This is a genomic window from Georgenia phoenicis, from assembly GCF_047302425.1.
GTDB lineage: Bacteria > Actinomycetota > Actinomycetes > Actinomycetales > Actinomycetaceae > Oceanitalea.
In genome coordinates, this window is the sequence record NZ_CP154855.1 from 3381819 (window position 1) to 3399825 (window position 18007).

Here is an 18007-nt window from a genome sequence, read left to right on the forward strand (position 1 = left end):
GGCTACTCGCGGGTGGAGTCGTCCAGCGGGCCGGTCCCGATCGTGCCCGCGTCGAGCTCGAGCTCGGTCACCCGCTCGCCGAAGGACTGGAGCAGCGCGTGGCGCTCCTCGCGACGACGGCGCTGCTCACCCGGCTCGGGCACGGGCGCCGCGGCGAGCAGCCGCTGCGTGTACTCCTCCTGCGGGTTCTGCAGCACCGCGTCGCGGGTGCCCTGCTCGACGATCTGCCCGTTCTGCAGGACGACCACCCGGTGGGCGAGCAGGTCGACGACGGCGAGGTCGTGCGAGACGAACAGGCAGGCGAAGCGGTAACGCTGCTGCAGCTCGGTGAACATCGCGAGCACGCTCGCCTGGACGGAGACGTCCAGCGCGGAGGTCGGCTCGTCGGCGACGAGCAGCTCCGGCTCGAGGACGAGGGCGCGGGCCACCGAGACGCGCTGGCGCTGACCGCCGGAGAGCTCGTGCGGGTAGCGGTTGAACACGCTGCGCGGCAGCTCGACCGCCTCGAGGAGCTCGTGGACCTTCTTCTCGCGCGACTTCCGGTCCCCGACCTGGTGGACGACCATCGGCTCGGAGATGATGTCGCCGATCGGCAGGCGCGGGTTGAGCGAGGCGGCCGGGTCCTGGAAGATCACGCCGATCCGGCGGCGCAGCGCCTTGGCCTGCTTCCGGCGCAGCGCCCCGAAGTCCTCGCCGAAGAGCCGGATCGTGCCCGACGCCGCGGGGATGAGTCCCAGCGCGCAGCGACCGATCGTCGACTTGCCCGACCCGGACTCGCCGACGAGGCCGACGACCTCGCCCTGGCGGACCGAGAAGGAGACGTCGTCGACGGCGCGGAAGGGCGGCTTGCCTGCCCGCTGGTACTCGATGACGAGGTTCTCCATGCGCAGGGCGTGGACCTCGTTCTCCTCCACGGGCGGCGCCTCGACGTGGGCGATGCCGAGCTGGTTGCGGCCGCGGCCCAGGTGGGGCACGGCGTCGAGGAGGCGCTTGGTGTAGGCGTGCTGCGGGTGGTTGAGCACCTGCTCCGCCGTGCCGGTCTCCACGAGGTTGCCCTTGAACATCACCGCGACGCGGTCGGCCATGTCGGCGACGACGCCCATGTTGTGGGTGATGAGGAGGATGCCGGTGTTGAGCTTGTCCTTGAGGGAGCGCAGCAGGTCGAGGATCTCGGCCTGGACGGTGACGTCGAGCGCCGTCGTCGGCTCGTCGGCGATGATGACGCGCGGGTCGCAGCTGATCGCGATCGCGATGACGACGCGCTGGCGCTGACCGCCGGAGAGCTCGTGCGGGTACTGCTTGAGCCGCCGCTCGGGCTCGGGGATGCCGACCATCCGCAGCAGCTCGGCCGCGCGCTCGTCCGCCGCCCGCCCGAAGGCGATGCCGTGGAGCTCGAGGGCCTCGGTGAGCTGGGTGCCGATGGTGAGCACCGGGTTGAGCGCCGTCATGGGCTCCTGGAAGACCATCGCGACGTCGTTTCCCCGCATGCGGCGCAGCGCGCCGTCGTCGAGCTCGCCGACCTTCTGGTCGCCGACGACGACGCCGCCGGCCGTGCGGGCGTTCTTCGGCAGCAGGCCGAGCGCCGTCATCGAGGTGACGGACTTGCCGGAGCCGGACTCGCCGACGAGCGCGACCACCTCACCGGGATTGACCTCGAGGGAGATGCCCTTGACGGCGTGGACGGAGCCGAACTCGGTCTTGAAGCGGACGTCGAGGTCACGGAAGGAGAGGACCGGTCCGCTGGACTGCTCGGAGGTGCTGGTCATCAGTCCTTGTTCCTGTTCTGCCGGGGGTCGAACGCGTCGCGCAGACCGTCGCCGATGAAGTTCACGCTCAGCGCGATGCCGAGGATGAAGATGCCGGGCCACCAGAACAGCCAGGGCCGCGAGGTGAAGGAGGCCTGGTACGTGCTGATGAGGACGCCGAGCGAGGTGTCCGGTGCGTCGACGCCGAAGCCGAGGAAGGACAGCGAGGTCTCGAGCAGGATGGCTGCCGCGATGGACAGCGTGGCCGAGACGATGATCGTCCCGAGCGTGTTCGGCAGGATGTGCTTGACGATGATGCGCCACGGCGAGGTGCCCACGGCCCGGGCCGCCGCGACGAACTCGCGCTCGCGCAGGGACAGGACCTCACCGCGCACGAGACGCGCCAGGCCGGTCCATGTGACGATGCCGAGCATGAGGGCCAGCGTCCAGATCGAGCTGCTCATCTGGCCGAGGACGGCCGCGAGGACGAGCAGCGGGATGACGATGAGGAGGTCGGTGAGGCGCATGAGCACGGCCTCGACCCAGCCGCGGAAGTAGCCCGCGGCGGCGCCGATCGCGGTGCCGATGAGCGTCGAGACGATGCCGACGACGAAGGCGATGATCAGGGAGCGCTGGGTGCCGCGCATGACGAGCGCGAAGTAGTCCTTGCCGACGCTGTCCTGCCCGAAGGGCTGGTCCCCGATCTGGAAGGGCCACAGGCTCAGCGAGGGCCGCCCGCCGTCGACCACGGTGCCGGCGAGCGTGTAGTCGTGCTTCCACCAGCCCGGGATCGGCCCGAAGCCGATCGAGGTGTAGGCGAGCAGGGTGATGAACACGAGCACGCCGAGGGAGACCATCGCACCGCGGTGGCGCAGGAAGCGCCGCAGCACGAGCTGGCCCTGGGAGTAGGACTTGTCGGTCTTGCCCTCGAGGTCCTCCTCGACGGACAGCTGGTCGACGTTCTGCACGGAGCCGGGGTTGGCCCCCTGCATGCCGGGCTGCGGAACGATGTGCTCCGGCCGGTCGTTCTTCCTGAACCTTCTCATCGCTGCCTCCGGGTCGCGGGGCTGGTACGGGTGCCTGCGTCGTTCACTGCGCTCACCGCCGGATCCGGGGGTCGAGGAAGGCGTAGGCGATGTCGGCCAGCATGTTCATCACAACGGCCGCGGTGCCGGTGACGAGGAAGAAGGCCATGACGGGTGCGGGGTCCACCTGAGCGAGGCCGGTGCGGAACAGCTCGCCCATGCCCTTCCACCCGAAGACCGTCTCGGTGAGCACGGCGCCGCCGATGAGGCCGGCGAAGTCGAAGGCGACGATCGTCGTGATCGGGATGAGCGCGTTGCGGAAGGCGTGCTTGGTGATGACCACGCGCTCGGACAGGCCCTTGGACCGGGCGGTGCGCACGTAGTCCTGCTCGAGGACCTCGAGCATCGACGAGCGCGTGTAGCGGCTGTAGCTGGCGACCGACACGAGGGTGAGGAGGACCGTCGGCAGGAGCAGCTGGGTGCCCTTGTCGAGGAACTCCTGCCAGAAGGTGCCGTCGTAGTTGGGGGTCTCGGCACCGATCGTCGAGATCGGACGGCCGTTGCGGACCGAGCCGAGGTAGCTCGCCCAGCTCGACAGCGCCTTGTCGACGACGATGACGAGGCTCATGACGCTCGCGGTCGCGACCGACACCCAGATCGCCAGGCGCCGGGAGTACCCGCCCCACAGCGCGCCGCTGACGACGGCGACGACGATGGCGACGGCGAAGAGGCCGAAGAGGATCCCCCAGCTGGGCTCGTTGAGCTGGCTGGAGAAGACGAAGTAGGAGACGATCCCGGCGCCCACCGTGGTGAGGGCGGCGTACAGGACGTTCTTGTTCCCCAGCCCCGAGGTGAGCATGACGATGAGGAGCGCCGCACCGAGGGAGGCGACGGCGACGACGCCGATGCCGAGCGCCGGCTGGCGGTACCAGTTGACGGCGTCGAAGTAGACCATCGCGGCGAAGACGAAGAGGAAGGTGCCGCCGCCGGTGAGGAGACGCCGCTTGGCGTTCCCGCCGAGCGCGCCGGCCAGGACGAGACCGAGCACGAGCGCGACGAGGGCGATCTGCCACAGCGTCATGTCCGGCTCGATGATCCAGTCGTTGAAGCGGATCGCGCCGTACTCCTTGAGGAGCACCGCGGCCCAGAAGACCGGCAGGGAGTACATCATGAAGGCGAAGAAGGTCACGATGTAGTCGAAGCCCGAGTACTGGCGGATCGCGGTGAGGATGCCGACGGCGACGCCGATGACGATGGCGAGCAGCGTCGACAGGAGCACGAGCCGCAGCGTCGCGGCGGCCGCGCTGCCGAGGAGGTCGATGACCGGGATCCCCGCGCGGTTGAGTCCGAGGTCGCAGGATCCGACGGCGCACTTGCCCACGCCGGCGAGCCACGCGCCGTAGCGCTCGTACCAGGGGTCGTCCAGCCGCATGTTCGTGATGCGCTGGGCGATGAGACTGTCACGGTTGGGGTCGTTCGACTCCCGAAGGTCCGCCAGCGGGTCCCCAGAGTTGATGGTGAGGACGAACATGAGGAGGGACCCACCGAGCAGGACGAGGGCAGATACGCCCAGCCTGCGCAGGATGAACTTGATCACGAGCTTGCCCTTCGGGTCTTCCGGGTGAGCCCGGTCAGCCTAGCCGCGTCCTTGTGGGACGGGCCGGCGCCGAGAATTCACGTCAAGGCACCGTACACGCGCGCCGGTGGGGCAGGAGGGGGACTCCCCTCCTGCCCCACCGGCACTCGGTGCGTGTATCAGGTGATCGGAGTGCTGATCACCTCAGGTGAGGTCACTCCGCGAGCAGCCACTGCTCGGCGTTCCACGCGACCTGGTTCTGCGTCGCCGTGTGGCGGACGTTCTCCATGCCGGCGGTGTGCGCGACCACGCCCGGGTGGGCGAAGACCGGGATGCCGTACAGCGTGTCCCACAGCTCCTGCTCGATGATCTTCGTCTGCTCGAGGTGGACCTCCTCGTCGAGCGACGCGGCGAGGGTCGTCCAGGCCTCGTCGACCGTCTCGTTGGAGTAGCCGCCGTAGTTCTGCGGCGCGTCGGTCGAGTAGATGTTCTGGCCCGAGGCGATCTGGCCGGAGCCGGCCCAGGCGAAGAGCGCGACCTCGTAGTCACCGGCGGGCAGCGCGTTGGAGAAGAAGTCGGCGGAGCCGGCGTCGGTGACGTTGAAGCCAACCTGGTCGCAGCTCGACTTGATGAGCTCGATCTGGGCCTGGCGGCGCGGGTTGGGCGCCGAGTAGCCGATACGGACGTCGATCGGCGTGGCGATGCCGGACTCCGCGATGAGGCTCTCGGCCTCCTCGAGGTTGACCTCGTCGAAGCGGCCGTCGTAGGCGGCCTCGACGACCTCGTCGTAGTTCTCCTGGAAGGGGAAGACCTCACGGGCGTTCATGATCTCGGCCTCGGCGTCGATCGGCTTGATGAGGTTGTCGACGATCTGCTGGCGCGGCACGCAGTAGGCGAAGGCCTCGCGCAGCGCCAGGCCGCCCTCCTCGTCGGAGAACACGCCGTTGTTGAAGTTGAAGTCCAGGTGCTCCCAGGTGAGGGTCGAGCCGGTCTGGATCTCGATGAGGTCACCCATGGCCTCGAGCTGCGGCAGGGTGTCCTGCGTGGCCTGCGGCTCGATGATGTTGAGGTCACCGTTCTCCAGCGCCTGGTTGTGGCCGGAGGCGTCGAGGAAGCGGAAGGTGATGTTCTCGGTGGCGGCGGGGGTGCCCCAGTAGTTGGGGTTGGCCTCGAGCGTGATGGACTGGCCGGCGGTCCAGCCGCCCTCCATGAGCTGGTAGCGGTTGCCGGACGGGGCGATCTCCGGGGCGGGGACCTCACCGGGGCTGGAGAGCCAGCCCTCGTTCCAGAACTCCGCGGCCCGGGTCACCGTCTCGACGTCCTCGTCGAGGATGGCCTGGACCAGCTCCTCCTCGGTGATGCCGATCTGCTCGGCGGCGACGTGCGCCGGGAGGATGTAGGCACCGGTGACCAGGCGCCAGTCCGGGTACTGCTCGACGTAGTCGACCGTGAAGGTCTTGGCGTCCCAGCTGTCGGCCTTCGGGCCCTCGGGCACGTTGGTCTGGGTGTAGTCGATGCCGGAGACGTGGTTGAAGACGGGGCTCTCGGGGTCCGGGGACAGCCATGCCGGGTTCTGCGCGACCCACTCGAAGAGGAGGTCGGCGTAGTCGATGGCGTTGCCGTCGGACCACACGGCGTCGTCGGCGATCGTGTACTCGAGGGAGAGGGGCTCCTCCGAGACGATCTCGACGGTGCCGAACTCCGGGTTCTCGTAGATCGTGCCGTCGGTGCCGAAGTAGAAGAAGCCCTCGGGACGGACGCGGTCCATGATGACGTTGTTGTACGTGCTGTACGTGTCCGCCGTCAGGGTGTTGTAGCCGGTGAACTCGTCCTGGCCGGTCGAGTAGAAGATGTCTCCCTCGACGGTCTGGATGTCGCCGAGGTCTTCCTTGTCGGTGCCCTCGTAGGAGCCCTCCGAGCCGCCGCCGCCCGCGGTGGTCTGGTCGTCACTGCTCGAGTCGTCGGGCGAGCTGGTGCACGCCGCGAGGACGAGTGAGCCTGCCGCCAGGACCGCAGCGGCCTGTGCCGTACGCCTGATCTTCAATGTTCCTCCTGGATGCTGGGACGTCACTGCGGCTACGCCGGGGGGTACCCGGGATGGTGTGCCGCGGTGCACGCCGAGGTGCCGTCACGGTACACACGCCGCCAGCCCCGTTACGACAGGCGAAACAAGCCGGCAACCGATTCGTTATGGACTTGAGACAGGATGTGGTGAACATCTCACCATGTGGACTCAGGCGCCGGCGGGAAGGTGTCCGAAGCGGTGGAGCGTGCGGGAGACGGCCTGCTCGCGGGTGACGGAGAGCAGCTCGCGGCGGCCGGTGGCGAGCACCGGACCGGCAAGGACCGTGACCTGCGGGGACCACAGGGCGTCGAGCAGCGCACCGGCCTCCGGGCCGACGACGCGCACCCGCTCGATGCCCTCCTCGCGGACCCGCGCGAGGAACTGCGCATCGGTCTCCGCCCGGGTGACGTGGCTGCCCAGACGACGGAGCCCGGCGTGCGTCTGCGGTCCGCGCAGCCCGCGGAGGGCCGCACTCGTCACCGGGTCGAGGCTGACGCGCACGTCCGCGCCCGCCGCCTCGCCGGCCAGCAGCACCCGCAGCAGCTCCACCGGCGCCGCGCCCGGCACGGTTCGGACGGTGAGCGGCACGGGGCGGTAGCGGAAGGCGTTGGACTCGGCGCGCAGACCGGTGTGGTCCTGCGGCTGGCCGATCTCCGCCTCCCAGGCCGCGGCGTCCGACTCCGCCGCCCGCTCGAGCCAGGTGCGCTCGGCGTCGTCGGGCACGAGCGCGGCGTAGTCCGCGAGCGCCGCGCGGACCGCGGCGCCGGGCTGCGCCGTCCGCTCCGGCAGGCCGTCCATCGCCCACTCGCCGAGCTGGGCGACGTAGTTCGGGCCGCCCGCCTTGGCACCCGGGCCGACGGCCGAGGACTTCCAGCCGCCGAAGGACTGGCGCTGCACGATCGCCCCGGTGATGTGGCGGTTGACGTAGGCGTTGCCCACCTCGACCCGCTCGAGCCAGTGGTCGATCTCCTCCTCGTCCAGGGAGTGCAGCCCGCCGGTGAGCCCGTAGGCGGTGGCGTTCTGCAGCTCGATGGCCTCGTCGAGGGTCTCGGCGCGCATGATGCCGAGGACGGGGCCGAAGACCTCGGTGAGGTGGAAGAAGGAGCCGGGCGCGACGCCGTCCTTGAGGCCGGGCGACCACAGCCGCCCGCTGGCGTCGAGCCGGCGCGGCTCCACGAGCCACCGCTCCCCCGGCTCCAAGGTGGTGAGCGCCCGGCGCAGCTTGCCGGTCGGGGGCTCGATGACCGGCCCCATCGTCGCCGCGAGGCCCGTGGGCCAGCCGACCCGCAGCGAGCGGACGGCGTCGACGAGCTGGCGCAGCAGCCGCTCAGAGCGTCCCGCGGAGCCGACGAGGATGGCGATCGATGCCGCCGAGCACTTCTGACCCGAGTGCCCGAAGGCGCTCTTGACGAGGTCGGCGACGGCGAGGTCGTAGTCGGCGGCCGGCGTGATGACCAGGGCGTTCTTGCCCGACGTCTCACCCAGTACCCGCGGCCCCTCGGGCCGCCCGGTGCGCCAGGAGGTGAAGAGCTCGGCGGTCTCGGCGGCGCCGGTGAGGACGACGGCGTCCACGCCGTCGTGGTCGACGAGGGACTGGCCCACCTCGTTCTCCTCGGCGCGGACCACCTGGACGACGTCGTCGGGGATCCCGGCGGCGCGGAGCGCGGCGACGGCCGTCTCGGTGCAGCCGGGGACGGCGGGGGCCGGCTTGATGACGACGGCGCTGCCCGCGGCGAGGGCGGCGAGGACGCCGCCGATCGGGATGGCGACCGGGAAGTTCCACGGCGGCGTGACGAGCGTGAGGACGTGCGGGGTGAAGCGCGCGCCGTCGGTGTAGAGGGAAGCGCCCGGCTCGAGTTCGAGGGCCCGGTCGGCGTAGTAGCGGGCGAAGTCGACGGCCTCGGAGACCTCGGGGTCGGCCTGCTCGATCGTCTTGCCGCCCTCGGCGACCATGAGCGTGATGAGCTCGCCGCGGCGGGCCTCGAGCTCGTCGGCGGCGCGGCGCAGGAGCGCGGCACGCTCCGTGGCGGGGCGCGCGGACCAGCCCGGCTGGGCGGCGCGGCCGCGGGCGACGACGTCGTCCACCTGCGCCGTCGTGCTCAGCACCGGGGAGGTGAGCGGGGCGGGGGTGGCGCGCACCCGCTCGCGTGCCCAGGCGCGGACCTCGGGCAGGGCCGGGTCGGCGTCGGTCGTGTTGTCGAAGGAGCTGCCGGCCGGCTGCCGCTCCCCGGTGCGGCGACGCTCGGCGGAGACGGTGGCCATCTCCGCGACGGAGGCCCGGAAGCGGGCTTCCTGGTCGGCCATCGACGCCTCGCCCGCGCCGTCGTCGAAGAGGGCGCGGAGGAAGTTCTGCGGCTGCGCGTTCTCCTCCAGGCGGCGCACGAGGTAGGAGACGGCGACGTCGAAGTCCTCGGGGGCGACGACGGGGGTGTAGAGGAGGACGGTGCCGACCGCCGCCTTGACCGCGCGGGCCTGGGCGGGGGCCATGCCCTGGAGCATCTCGACGTCGAGCATCGCGGTGACGCCGCGGCGCTCGGCGAGCAGGTGGGCGAGGGCGACGTCGTAGAGGTTGTGGGAGGCCACGCCCAGGCGCAGGGCGCCGGCCAGCTCGGGGCGCAGGGCCCGCTCGACGAGGCGCAAGTAGTTGGCGTCGACGTCGGCCTTGGTGGCGTAGGGGGCCTGCTCCCAGCCGTGGACCTCGGCCTCGACGCGCTCCATCGACAGGTTGGCGCCCTTGACGAGGCGCACCTTGATGCCGGCCTTCCCGGCGGCGGCGCGCTCCTGGGCGAAGGTGACGAGCCGCTCGAGGGCGGCGACGGAGTCGGGCAGGTAGGCCTGGAGGACGATGCCGGCCTCGAGGTCGGCGAACTCCGGCTCGGACAGCAGCCGGGTGAAGACCTCGAGGGTGAGGTCGAGGTCGCGGTACTCCTCCATGTCGAGGTTGACGAAGGCGTGCGGGCTGCGGGCCGCGGCGGTGCGGTACAGCGGGCGCAGGCGCTCGAGGACGCGGTCGACGGTGCCGGCGGTGTCCCAGGTGGAGATCTGGGAGACGAGGGAGGAGACCTTGATGGAGACGTAGTCGACGTCGTCGCGCTCGAGGAGCTTGCGGGTGCGCTCGGTGCGGGCGCGGGCCTCGTCCTCCCCGAGGACGGCCTCGCCGAGGAGGTTGATGTTGAGCCGGAAGCCCTCGCTGCGGGCGCGGGCGAGGTGCTCGGCGAGCGCGGGGTCGTGGGCGTCGACGACGAGGTGGCCGACGATCTGGCGCAGCCGGCGGCGGGCGAGCGGGACGACGAGGCGCGGGGCGAGCGGCGCGACGAGCGCCCCGGCACCCAGGAGCGTGCGGTCGATCGGGCCGAGGAAGCCGGCGGCGCCGGCGGAGATGCGGGACAGCTCGCGGGCGGCGACCTCCTCGTCCTCCGGACGGGCGACGCGGTCGACGAAGTGGATCGCGAGGTCCAGGCCCTCCGGGTCGCTGACGAGGGAGGCGAGCTGGGTGGAGGCGGCCCGCTCCTGGCGGGTCTGGCCCTCCTCGGTGGCCGCGAGCCACGCCTCGGCCAGGGCGACGGCGTCCTCCACGAGGTCGGCGACGTCGGGCGGGGTGGTCCGCCGCTCGTTGGTGGGGGTCGCGGTCGTCATGACGCCTCCTCGGGGATCGCCCGGAACGGGAGCAGGTATGCCCCCAGGTTCCCATGCCCGCAACGGCCGGGGGCACCGGGCGCGGAGGGAGAGTGACGCGCGCAACTCGGAGGCGCGCGCATTCGCCGATATCAGGCGGCCGCGACCGCTAGCGTCCGACTCACGGGGGCCACGGACGGTCCACATCGCTCTCAGGAGGAGAACGTGAAGCGAAAGATCATGACGGCAGTCGTCGCCTGCGCCATCGCGGCGGTCCCGGTGCTCGGCGCCACGAGCGCGTCCGCCAAGGGGGACGAGGTCGGCGGCCGGGGCGCCGACTACTTCCTCAACGACCGGTGGACGGGTGACGCCAACCGGGTGCTCACGTACGGCCGGGTCGACGACCGCGTCTACGTCGGCGACTGGGACGGCAACGGGAGCGACACCCTCGCGGTCCGGCGCGGCGCCACCTACCACTACACCAACAGCCTCACGGGAGGATCCGCCTCCGCCGTCGTCACCTACGGCCGCCCGGGTGACACCGTGCTCATGGGCGACTGGGACGGCGACGGACGCGACACCCCCGCCGTGCGCCGCGGCAGCGCCTACCACGTCAAGAACAGCCTCGGCAGCGGCCCCGCGGACAAGGTCGTCGTCTACGGACGCCCCGGGGACACCGTCCTCGTCGGCGACTGGGACGGGGACGGCCGGGACAGCCTCGGGGTGCGGCGGGGCAACACCTACTTCTTCCGCAACAGCCTCTCGAGCGGCCCCGCGGACCGGACCGTCGCCTACGGGCGCCCCTCCGACGCCGTCTTCATCGGCGACTGGGACGGCGACGGCGCCGACACGCCCGCGGTGCGGCGTGGCAGCACCTACTTCATCGCCAACGACTTCTCGGGCGGGGCAGCCGACCGCGTGCTCACCTACGGACGTCCGGCCGACACCACGCTTGTCGGTGACTGGAACGGCGACGGGACCGACACGCTCGGGGTACGCCGCCCGCCGAAGCCGGCACCCGCTCCCGCGCCGGCGCCCGCGCCCGGGCCGTGGCGTGACCTCGACTGCAAGGACTTCCCGAGCCAGGCGGCGGCGCAGGCCGCGCTCATGTCCACGTGGCCCGCGGACCCGCACGGCCTCGACGGCAACAACGACGGCCGGGCCTGCACGAGCTACCGGTACTGACGCGGCACAGGTGGGGCACCTCCGGGAGGTGCCCCACCTGTGTCTCAGCCCAGGCCGACGAGGAAGGAGACGACCGCCGCGAGGACGACGGTGTTGAACACCCAGCCGACGAGCACGTGGCCGCTGAGGGTGCGCCGCATCCGCGCCGTCGTCGCCTGCACGTCGGCCGGCCCGAAGGCGGCCTGGACGCCGAGGGAGAGGTAGAGGTAGTCGGAGAAGTGACGCTCCTCCGCGGCGGGCGTCCCGTCGTCGGGGAAGCGCAGGCCCCCGCCGACGGCGTCGAGGCGGGCGACGTGGACGGCGTAGGCGACGAGGCTGCCGCCCCAGGCGAGGACGATCATGAGGATGCTCGTCCCGACGAGGAAGCCCGAGCTGCGCATCGAGTCCGAGAGGATGAGCCAGACCGCGACGACGAGGGAGCCGAGCGCGAGGACCACCGGCCACGACGGGCCGTCCCCGCCTACGCCGTCGTCGCGCCACCCGAGCGACCACCGCAGCCACCGCGGCCGCCGCAGGTGGCGACGGCGGGCCTCGCCGAGGGCGGCCGTGAGCGCGGGCCCGGTGAGCCCGACGAAGGCGAGGAGCGTCAGCCCGGGGTAGGTGAGGAGGAGGACGACGTACATGACGAGGACGACGGTGAGCACGCGCTCGTCCTCGGGGACGTCGAGCACGGGCGTGAGCGTGACGAGCAGCGCGGCGACGGCGAGGACGGGGGCCACCAGCCAGGCGCGGGTGAGGTCGTCCGCGAGCAGGCGGGTGCGGCGGGGCAGGTCGAGCGTCCGGTGGGGCACGCGGCGTCCTCTCGGGTGGCGAACGCCGGGCGGCGTCCGCCCGAATCTAGGCCGTTCCCACGTGCCCGCCCAAAGCGGGCCGGTGCCTCAGGTCCGCAGGTGGAGGCGGCAGCGGGCCTCGTAGGCCTCGGTACCGCCGACGTGCTCGGTGGCGGGGACGGTCGCGTCGCCCACCTCGCCGGCGGCGGTGCGCACGTGGAAGGGGGCGTCGCGTCCGCACACGGCGCAGACGGCGGTGAGCCGGGTGACGTCGTCGGCGACGGCCATGAGGGAGGGCAGCGGCTCGAAGGGGCGCCCGTCGAAGGTGACGCACAGCCCGGCGACCACCACTGTGGTGCCGGCCAGGACGAGCGCCTCGACGACGGGCACGAGGCCGTCGCCGAAGAACTGGGCCTCGTCGATGGCGAGGAGGTCGGGCGTGTGCCCGGCGAGGAGCGCCTCGAGCGCGGGAACGTCGCTCGCCGCGCTGGAGGGGATGCTCAGCCCGGCGTGCGAGGCGATCCGCCCGGCGCCGTGCCGCTCGTCCCACGAGTGGTTGACGACCTCGACGGCGAGGCCGGCGAGCTGCGCGCGGCGCACCCGGCGCAGCAGCTCCTCGGACTTCCCGGCGAACATCGGCCCGCACACCACCTGGAGCCGCCCCAGCCTCTCCTCGCGCATGAGGCGAACCCTAGTGACTGCCGTCGTCCGCGTCAGCGGGGAGACTCGCGCGACGCTCGAGGATGTGCGCGCGCTCGACGCCGTCGGGACAGGCCGCGGCGGCGTCGTCGTACGCGGCCGCCGCGAGCGCAACCCGGCCGTCGCGGCGGAGCAGCTCGGCCCGGACGAGCGCGACGCGGTGGTGGCCGGGCAGCCGGTCCGCCGCCGCGCGCAGGACGGCGAGACCGGCCATCGGGCCGGACGCCTCCCCGACGGCGACCGCCCGGTTGAGCCGGACGACCGGCGATCCGGTGAGGGCCTCCAGCCGGGCGTAGGTGCGGGCGATCGCGGCCCAGTCGGTGTCGGCGTGGGTCGCGGCGGTGTCGTGGAAGGCGGCGATCAGGGCCTGGAGGCGCAGCTCCTCCGCGAGCCCGGTGGTCGGGCGGAGGGCGGTGAGCCGCTGGAGGCCCGCGACGATCTCCTCACGCCGCCACCGGCCGCGGTCCTGGTCTGCGAGGCGGACGGGGTGGCCGTCGGCGGTGGCCCGCGCGTCCCGGCGGGCGTGCTGCAGCACGAGCAGGGCCGCGAGCGCCTCGAGCACCGGCTGCCCGGGGAGGAGGTCGGCGGCCAGCTCGGCCAGCCGCACCGCCTCCCCCGCCTCGGCGACGCGGACGACGTCGTCTCCCCCGGCGGGCGCGTACGCGGCGGTGAAGGCCAGGTAGACCGCCCGGGCGACGTCGTCGAGCCGGGCCGGCCACTCGGCCTCGTCCGGCACCGCGAAGGGGATCCCCGCCGTCGCGAGGCGGCGCTTGGCGCGGGTGAGGCGGGCCGCCATGGTCGCCTGGGGGACGAGGAAGAGTCGCGCGATGTCCGCCGTCGGCACGCCGAGGACGAACCGGAGCGCGAGGGCCGGGCGGACCTCCTCGGCGAGCGCCGGGTGGGTGGCCATGAGGAGGAGGGGCAGCCGGTCGTCGACGTCACCGCCCGGCGGGTCGGTGACGTCCGCGGGCGCGACGTCGTCCTCCACGAGCAGGTGCGCCTTGGCGCGGCCGGTGCCCTCGCGGCGCAGCGCGTCGACCACCCGGCGGTGCGCGACGGTGCGCACCCAGCCGACGGGGTTGTCCGGCACGCCCTCGGCGGGCCAGCGGGAGGCCGCCTCCGCGAACGCGTCGGCGAGCGCGTCCTCGACGAGGTCCGGGCGCCCGAAGCGGTGCACGAGCTGCCCGAGGAGACGGCCCCAGTGGGCCCGCCAGACCTCGTCGAGGACGGCGCGCGGCACGGTCAGGACGGCTCGACGACCGGCGAGAGCTGGATGTCGTACGGCGGCAGCTCGGTGAGCAGCTCGACAAGGACGTCGAGGTCCGGCACCTCGATGAGGTAGAAGCCGCCGAGCCCCTCGACGGCCTCGGCGTACGGCCCCTCGGTGAGCGTCACCTTCCCGGCGCGGGTCCTCATCACCGTCGCGGCCGGCCCCTCCGCGAGCGCCTCACCGGCGAGGATCTCGACCCCGTCCCGCGCCCTGCAGGCGTCGTCGAAGGCCACGAACCGCTCCATCGCCGCGGCCTGCTCCTCCGGGCTCAGCGTGCTCCACGGCGGCAGGTCGCCGTCCCCGATCAACAGCACCAGGTACTTCATCGCGCGTTCCTCTCGTCAGGACGGCCGACGTGCCGTCACCATGATGTCGCGCGAGGGGCCCGCGGATCGACAGACCGCGCACCGGGATATGTTCGAGTGCGTGAGCAGCGACATCGACACTGTGGTCCGTTCCCTCCTCGACCTGCGCGCGTGGGTCGCGTTCGACGTCGACGACGCCGGCCGCGTCCTCGCCGGGCACGACGAGCTCGGCAGCGTCCAGCTCGTCGAGATCGCGCCCGACGGGAGCCGCACGCCCCTCACCGCGCTGCCCAGCCGCTGCTCGGGCCGCTACGTGCCGGGCCGCCGCGCCGTCGTCGTCCAGCACGACACGGACGGTGACGAGCTCATGCAGCTCTCCCTCCTCGAGCTCGATCCGCCGCCCGCGCAGCCGGTGACGCTCGACGGGCTCGTGCCGCTCGTCCGCGACCGCCGCTACATGCACGTCCTCCAGGACGTCACCGCCGAGTCCCTCGTCTTCCACACCAACCGCCGCAACGGCGTCGACATGGACGTCGTCGTCCGCGACCTCGCCACCGGGGCAGAGCGGGTGGTGCACGACGGCGGGGGCTACGTGGCCGCGGCCGCCGTCTCCCACGACCACAGCTCCGTCGCCGTGACGTGCCTGAGCCTGCGGCCCGCCTCGACGCTCGTGCGCGTCTCGGGGCCGCGCGCCGTCGGGGACGGCGCCGTCACGGACCCGGACGAGCACGCGCGCCACGCGCAGGTCGCGTGGGCGCCCGGGGACGAGGCGCTGCTCGTCGAGTCCAACCACGGGCGCGAGTTCACCGGCATCGCGCGCGTCTCCCTCGACGGGCGGGAGTGGACCTGGCTCGTCACCGACGAGGCCCACGACCTGCGGCTGTGGGCCTCACCGTCCGGGAGGGCGATGGTCGTCGGGACCGTGCGTGACGGCGTCGTCACCCTCGCCGTGCACGACGGCGACGGCGGCTTCCGCTGCGCCGTCGACCTGCCCGGGGAGGGGGTGCCCGACGTCGTGTGGGCGGCCGACGAGCGGCGGCTCGTCGTCACGCTGTCCACGCCCACGGACCCCTCGGGCCTCCACCTCGTCGACGTGGCGACGGGGGCGTCGACGCCGCTCGCGGCCGTCGAGGTGCCGGCGGAGGCGGGCGGGTCGCTCGTGGCGCCGACGGTGCACCGAGTGCCGACGCCGGACGGCGAGGAGGTGCCGTGCTTCCGCTACTCAGCGCTTGGTGACGGCCCGCTCGCGGGTGCGTCGGTGCTGCTCATCCACGGCGGGCCGGAGTCGGCGTCGATGCGGAGCTTCAGCCCGGTGGTCCAGGCGCTCGTCTCGGCCGGTCTCACCGTGCTGGTCCCGAACGTGCGCGGCTCGACGACGTACGGGAAGCGCTGGTACTCCCTCGACGACGTCCGGCTGCGGCTCGACTCGGTGGCCGACCTCGCCGCGATCCACGACTGGCTGCCGACCCAGGGGCTGGACCCGGCGCGCAGCGCGCTGTGGGGCGGCTCGTACGGCGGGTACATGGTGCTCGCGGGTGTGGCCATGCAGCCGGAGCGGTGGGCGGCCGGCGTGGACATCGTGGGGATGAGCTCGCTCGTCACCTTCCTCGAGAACACCTCGCCCTACCGGGTGGCGTACCGGGAGCGGGAGTACGGGAGCCTCGCGGAGGACCGCGAGTTCCTCGAGGCGGCCTCGCCGATCACCTACCTCGACGACATCGTCGCGCCGCTCTTCGTCATCCACGGCGCCAACGACCCGCGAGTGCCGCTGAGCGAGGCCGAGCAGATCCGCGACGCCCTCGCCGGCCGCGGCGTCGACTGCGAGCTGCGCGTGTACGAGGACGAGGGGCACGGCCTGGCGAAGCGGGAGAACCGCCAGGACGCCTACCCGTCCGCCATCGAGTTCCTGCGGCGGCACCTGGCACGGTGACCTGGGCGGCCTCCGCTCGGCGACTGCTGGTCAGTCGGCCCGTTCGATCGGCATCCAGATCTCGCAGGTCGCGTGGGTGTCCGTGAGCTCGAGGTAGCGCAGGATCGAGGGGCCCGGACGCAGCCGCCACGGGTTGGAGGGGAACCACTCGGTGGCGGTGGCGGCCCAGGTCCGCTGCAGGGCGTTCGGGAACGGTCCGCTCGAGTGGAAGACCGCCCACGTGCCGGCCTCCACCGGCATGGAGTCGAGGTCGTCCGGTACAGCGGTCTCGGCACGCACGGCGACGGCGTGCAGGTAGGTGAGCATCGAGCCCTCGGGGGCGTCGGGCTCGATGTCCGCGGTGACGGCGAGGATGCCGCCGGGCTCGGTGTCGCTCAGCGCCTTGAGGTGGCCGTGCTCCTCGGGGGCGATCGAGGCGATGTGCTCCTGGATGTGCGGATTGACCCCCTGGTGGATGAGCGGCCCCTCGGCCACGTGGCCGGCGAGGGTGAAGGCGGGACGGTCGGTGATGGTGACGTCCATGGTTGTGCTCCCTTCGACGCTCAGGCGGAACCTGAGCACGGGTTGTGTGCTGAGCGGACCACCGTGTCGGCGCACGTCTGCCGGGCCCGTGCCGTGGACGGCGCGGAACGCCCGCCCGAAGGCCTCGACCGAGCCGTAGCCGTAGCGCACGGCCAGCTCGAGCAGGTTCGGCTCACCGCGCACGAGGTCGGCGGCGGCGAGCGTCATCCGCCGTCGGCGGACGTACTCGGAGAGCGGCATCCCCGCGAGCGCCGAGAACATCCGGCGCAGGTGGTACTCGGTGGTGCCGTGCTCGCGCGCGAACCCGGCGGCGTCGATCGTCTCGTCGTGGTTCTGCTCGACGAGGTCGACCAGGGCGTTGAGCGTGCCGATCACGTGGTCCTCCTTTCACACACCAGCGTGCGCGCCGGCACGGGAGTCGGACCCGATGATCCTGGCCCGATGTCATCGGTCAGGCCGCGACGGCGGTCGTCCGCTCACGGCGGGCGGCGATCCGCTCGGTGACCTTCTCCAGCGGCAGAAAGGCGAACCAGCACACCACCGTGGGCAGGAAGTGGATGCCCATGGCGATGAAGGTGGCGAGGTGGAAGGCGAAGAAGCAGCCGATGGCGAGGTAGAGCCAGCGGCCCCGCAGGAAGAGGACCACCGGGGAGAGGATCTCCAGGGTGAGGGAGGCCCACTGGGCCGCTCGCAGGAGCATCGGGTACGCGAGCGTCCACTCCACGAAGTGGGAGCCGCGCCGGACGATCGCCCAGGTGAGCACCGACCCGTTGGCCCAGGTGACGAGGCTCCCGGCGCGGGACCACTTGGCGAAGACGGAGCCGAAGTACGTGAGCACGGTGGCGATCTGGATGCAGCGCATCGCCCACCCGGCGGCCTGCGAGAGGCGGTGGTCGCGGTAGTGGGCGACTCCCGCCGTCGGCAGGACGAGGGTGGCGATCATGAGCGCCATGTGGTCGTGCTGCACGTAGGAGAAGCCCTGGGAGTTGAGCGCCCAGACCCAGAAGGTCAGCGCGACGCCCCAGCCGGTGAGGCGTTGCGCCTTGCCGGCGATCGCCAGCACGCACGAGGCGACAAGCGCGGCGAGCAGCGCGTAGGACACCGCCGTGCTCAGCGGCGGCAGGTGGACCAGCCGGGCCAGCAGCGTGGACTGGTAGAGCTCGGGGACGTAGGAGTGCTCGATGACGTCGTTGAAGTTGAAGAGCACGTCCCACACGACGAAGGCGTAGACCAGCGCCCGGAACGCGGCGACGCGCGCCAGCGGGACGGGGCGGGTGAGCCAGTCGAGGACGGCGCGCAC

General features: G+C 72.3%; 13 protein-coding genes. 2 read left to right on the plus strand and 11 right to left on the minus strand.

Going from position 1 to position 18007, the window contains the following annotated elements:
• Positions 1 to 2 precede the first annotated feature (2 nt).
• The 5 genes from AA0005_RS15950 to AA0005_RS15970 all read right to left on the minus strand — a co-directional run bounded on the left by AA0005_RS15950 (position 3) and on the right by AA0005_RS15970 (position 10047).
• Positions 3 to 1766 carry an ABC transporter ATP-binding protein gene (locus AA0005_RS15950; RefSeq protein WP_413451114.1) on the minus strand — a complete coding sequence of 588 codons (1764 nt, stop codon included), beginning with the start codon at positions 1764 to 1766 and terminating at the stop codon, positions 3 to 5.
• Positions 1766 to 2791, minus strand: a complete 1026-nt coding sequence (locus tag AA0005_RS15955; RefSeq protein WP_413451115.1) for an ABC transporter permease — start codon at positions 2789 to 2791, stop codon at positions 1766 to 1768. Before AA0005_RS15955 ends, AA0005_RS15950 begins: the two co-directional genes overlap by 1 nt.
• Before the next feature lie 52 nt (positions 2792 to 2843).
• On the minus strand, positions 2844 to 4367 hold the full coding sequence (locus AA0005_RS15960; RefSeq protein WP_413451116.1) for an ABC transporter permease: 1524 nt from the start codon (positions 4365 to 4367) through the stop codon (positions 2844 to 2846).
• Positions 4368 to 4560: 193 nt separating this feature from the next.
• Positions 4561 to 6390, minus strand: coding sequence for an ABC transporter substrate-binding protein (locus AA0005_RS15965; RefSeq protein WP_413451117.1), 1830 nt, complete (start codon positions 6388 to 6390; stop codon positions 4561 to 4563).
• Positions 6391 to 6579: 189 nt separating this feature from the next.
• Positions 6580 to 10047 carry a bifunctional proline dehydrogenase/L-glutamate gamma-semialdehyde dehydrogenase gene (locus AA0005_RS15970; RefSeq protein ID WP_413451118.1) on the minus strand — a complete coding sequence of 1156 codons (3468 nt, stop codon included), beginning with the start codon at positions 10045 to 10047 and terminating at the stop codon, positions 6580 to 6582.
• A gap of 204 nt (positions 10048 to 10251) precedes the next feature.
• Between AA0005_RS15970 and AA0005_RS15975 the strand changes: the two genes are divergently transcribed.
• On the plus strand, positions 10252 to 11211 hold the full coding sequence (locus AA0005_RS15975; protein WP_413451119.1) for a hypothetical protein: 960 nt from the start codon (positions 10252 to 10254) through the stop codon (positions 11209 to 11211).
• Positions 11212 to 11255: 44 nt separating this feature from the next.
• Here AA0005_RS15975 and AA0005_RS15980 read toward each other — a convergent pair whose 3' ends face one another.
• From AA0005_RS15980 to AA0005_RS15995, 4 genes are all read right to left on the minus strand, one after another.
• Positions 11256 to 12002 (minus strand): DUF1345 domain-containing protein, encoded by a 747-nt coding sequence (locus AA0005_RS15980; RefSeq protein WP_413451120.1) that lies wholly within the window; start codon positions 12000 to 12002, stop codon positions 11256 to 11258.
• Between the two features lie 87 nt (positions 12003 to 12089).
• Entirely contained in the window at positions 12090 to 12662 is a 573-nt protein-coding gene (locus tag AA0005_RS15985) for a thymidine kinase (protein WP_413451121.1), read from the minus strand.
• A gap of 10 nt (positions 12663 to 12672) precedes the next feature.
• Positions 12673 to 13920 (minus strand): RNA polymerase sigma factor, encoded by a 1248-nt coding sequence (locus AA0005_RS15990; RefSeq protein WP_413451122.1) that lies wholly within the window; start codon positions 13918 to 13920, stop codon positions 12673 to 12675.
• A gap of 2 nt (positions 13921 to 13922) precedes the next feature.
• The gene (locus tag AA0005_RS15995) at positions 13923 to 14276 is read right to left on the minus strand and encodes a YciI family protein (protein ID WP_413451123.1); all 354 of its coding nucleotides are present in this window, start codon (positions 14274 to 14276) and stop codon (positions 13923 to 13925) included.
• Positions 14277 to 14376: 100 nt separating this feature from the next.
• Here AA0005_RS15995 and AA0005_RS16000 point away from each other — a divergent pair, with 100 nt between their 5' ends.
• Positions 14377 to 16185 (plus strand): S9 family peptidase, encoded by a 1809-nt coding sequence (locus AA0005_RS16000; protein ID WP_413451124.1) that lies wholly within the window; start codon positions 14377 to 14379, stop codon positions 16183 to 16185.
• A 30-nt stretch (positions 16186 to 16215) separates the two neighbouring features.
• Here AA0005_RS16000 and AA0005_RS16005 read toward each other — a convergent pair whose 3' ends face one another.
• Positions 16216 to 17082, minus strand: a complete 867-nt coding sequence (locus tag AA0005_RS16005) for an AraC family transcriptional regulator (RefSeq protein ID WP_413451125.1) — start codon at positions 17080 to 17082, stop codon at positions 16216 to 16218.
• Between the two features lie 76 nt (positions 17083 to 17158).
• The gene (locus tag AA0005_RS16010) at positions 17159 to 18007 is read right to left on the minus strand and encodes a hypothetical protein (protein WP_413451126.1); all 849 of its coding nucleotides are present in this window, start codon (positions 18005 to 18007) and stop codon (positions 17159 to 17161) included.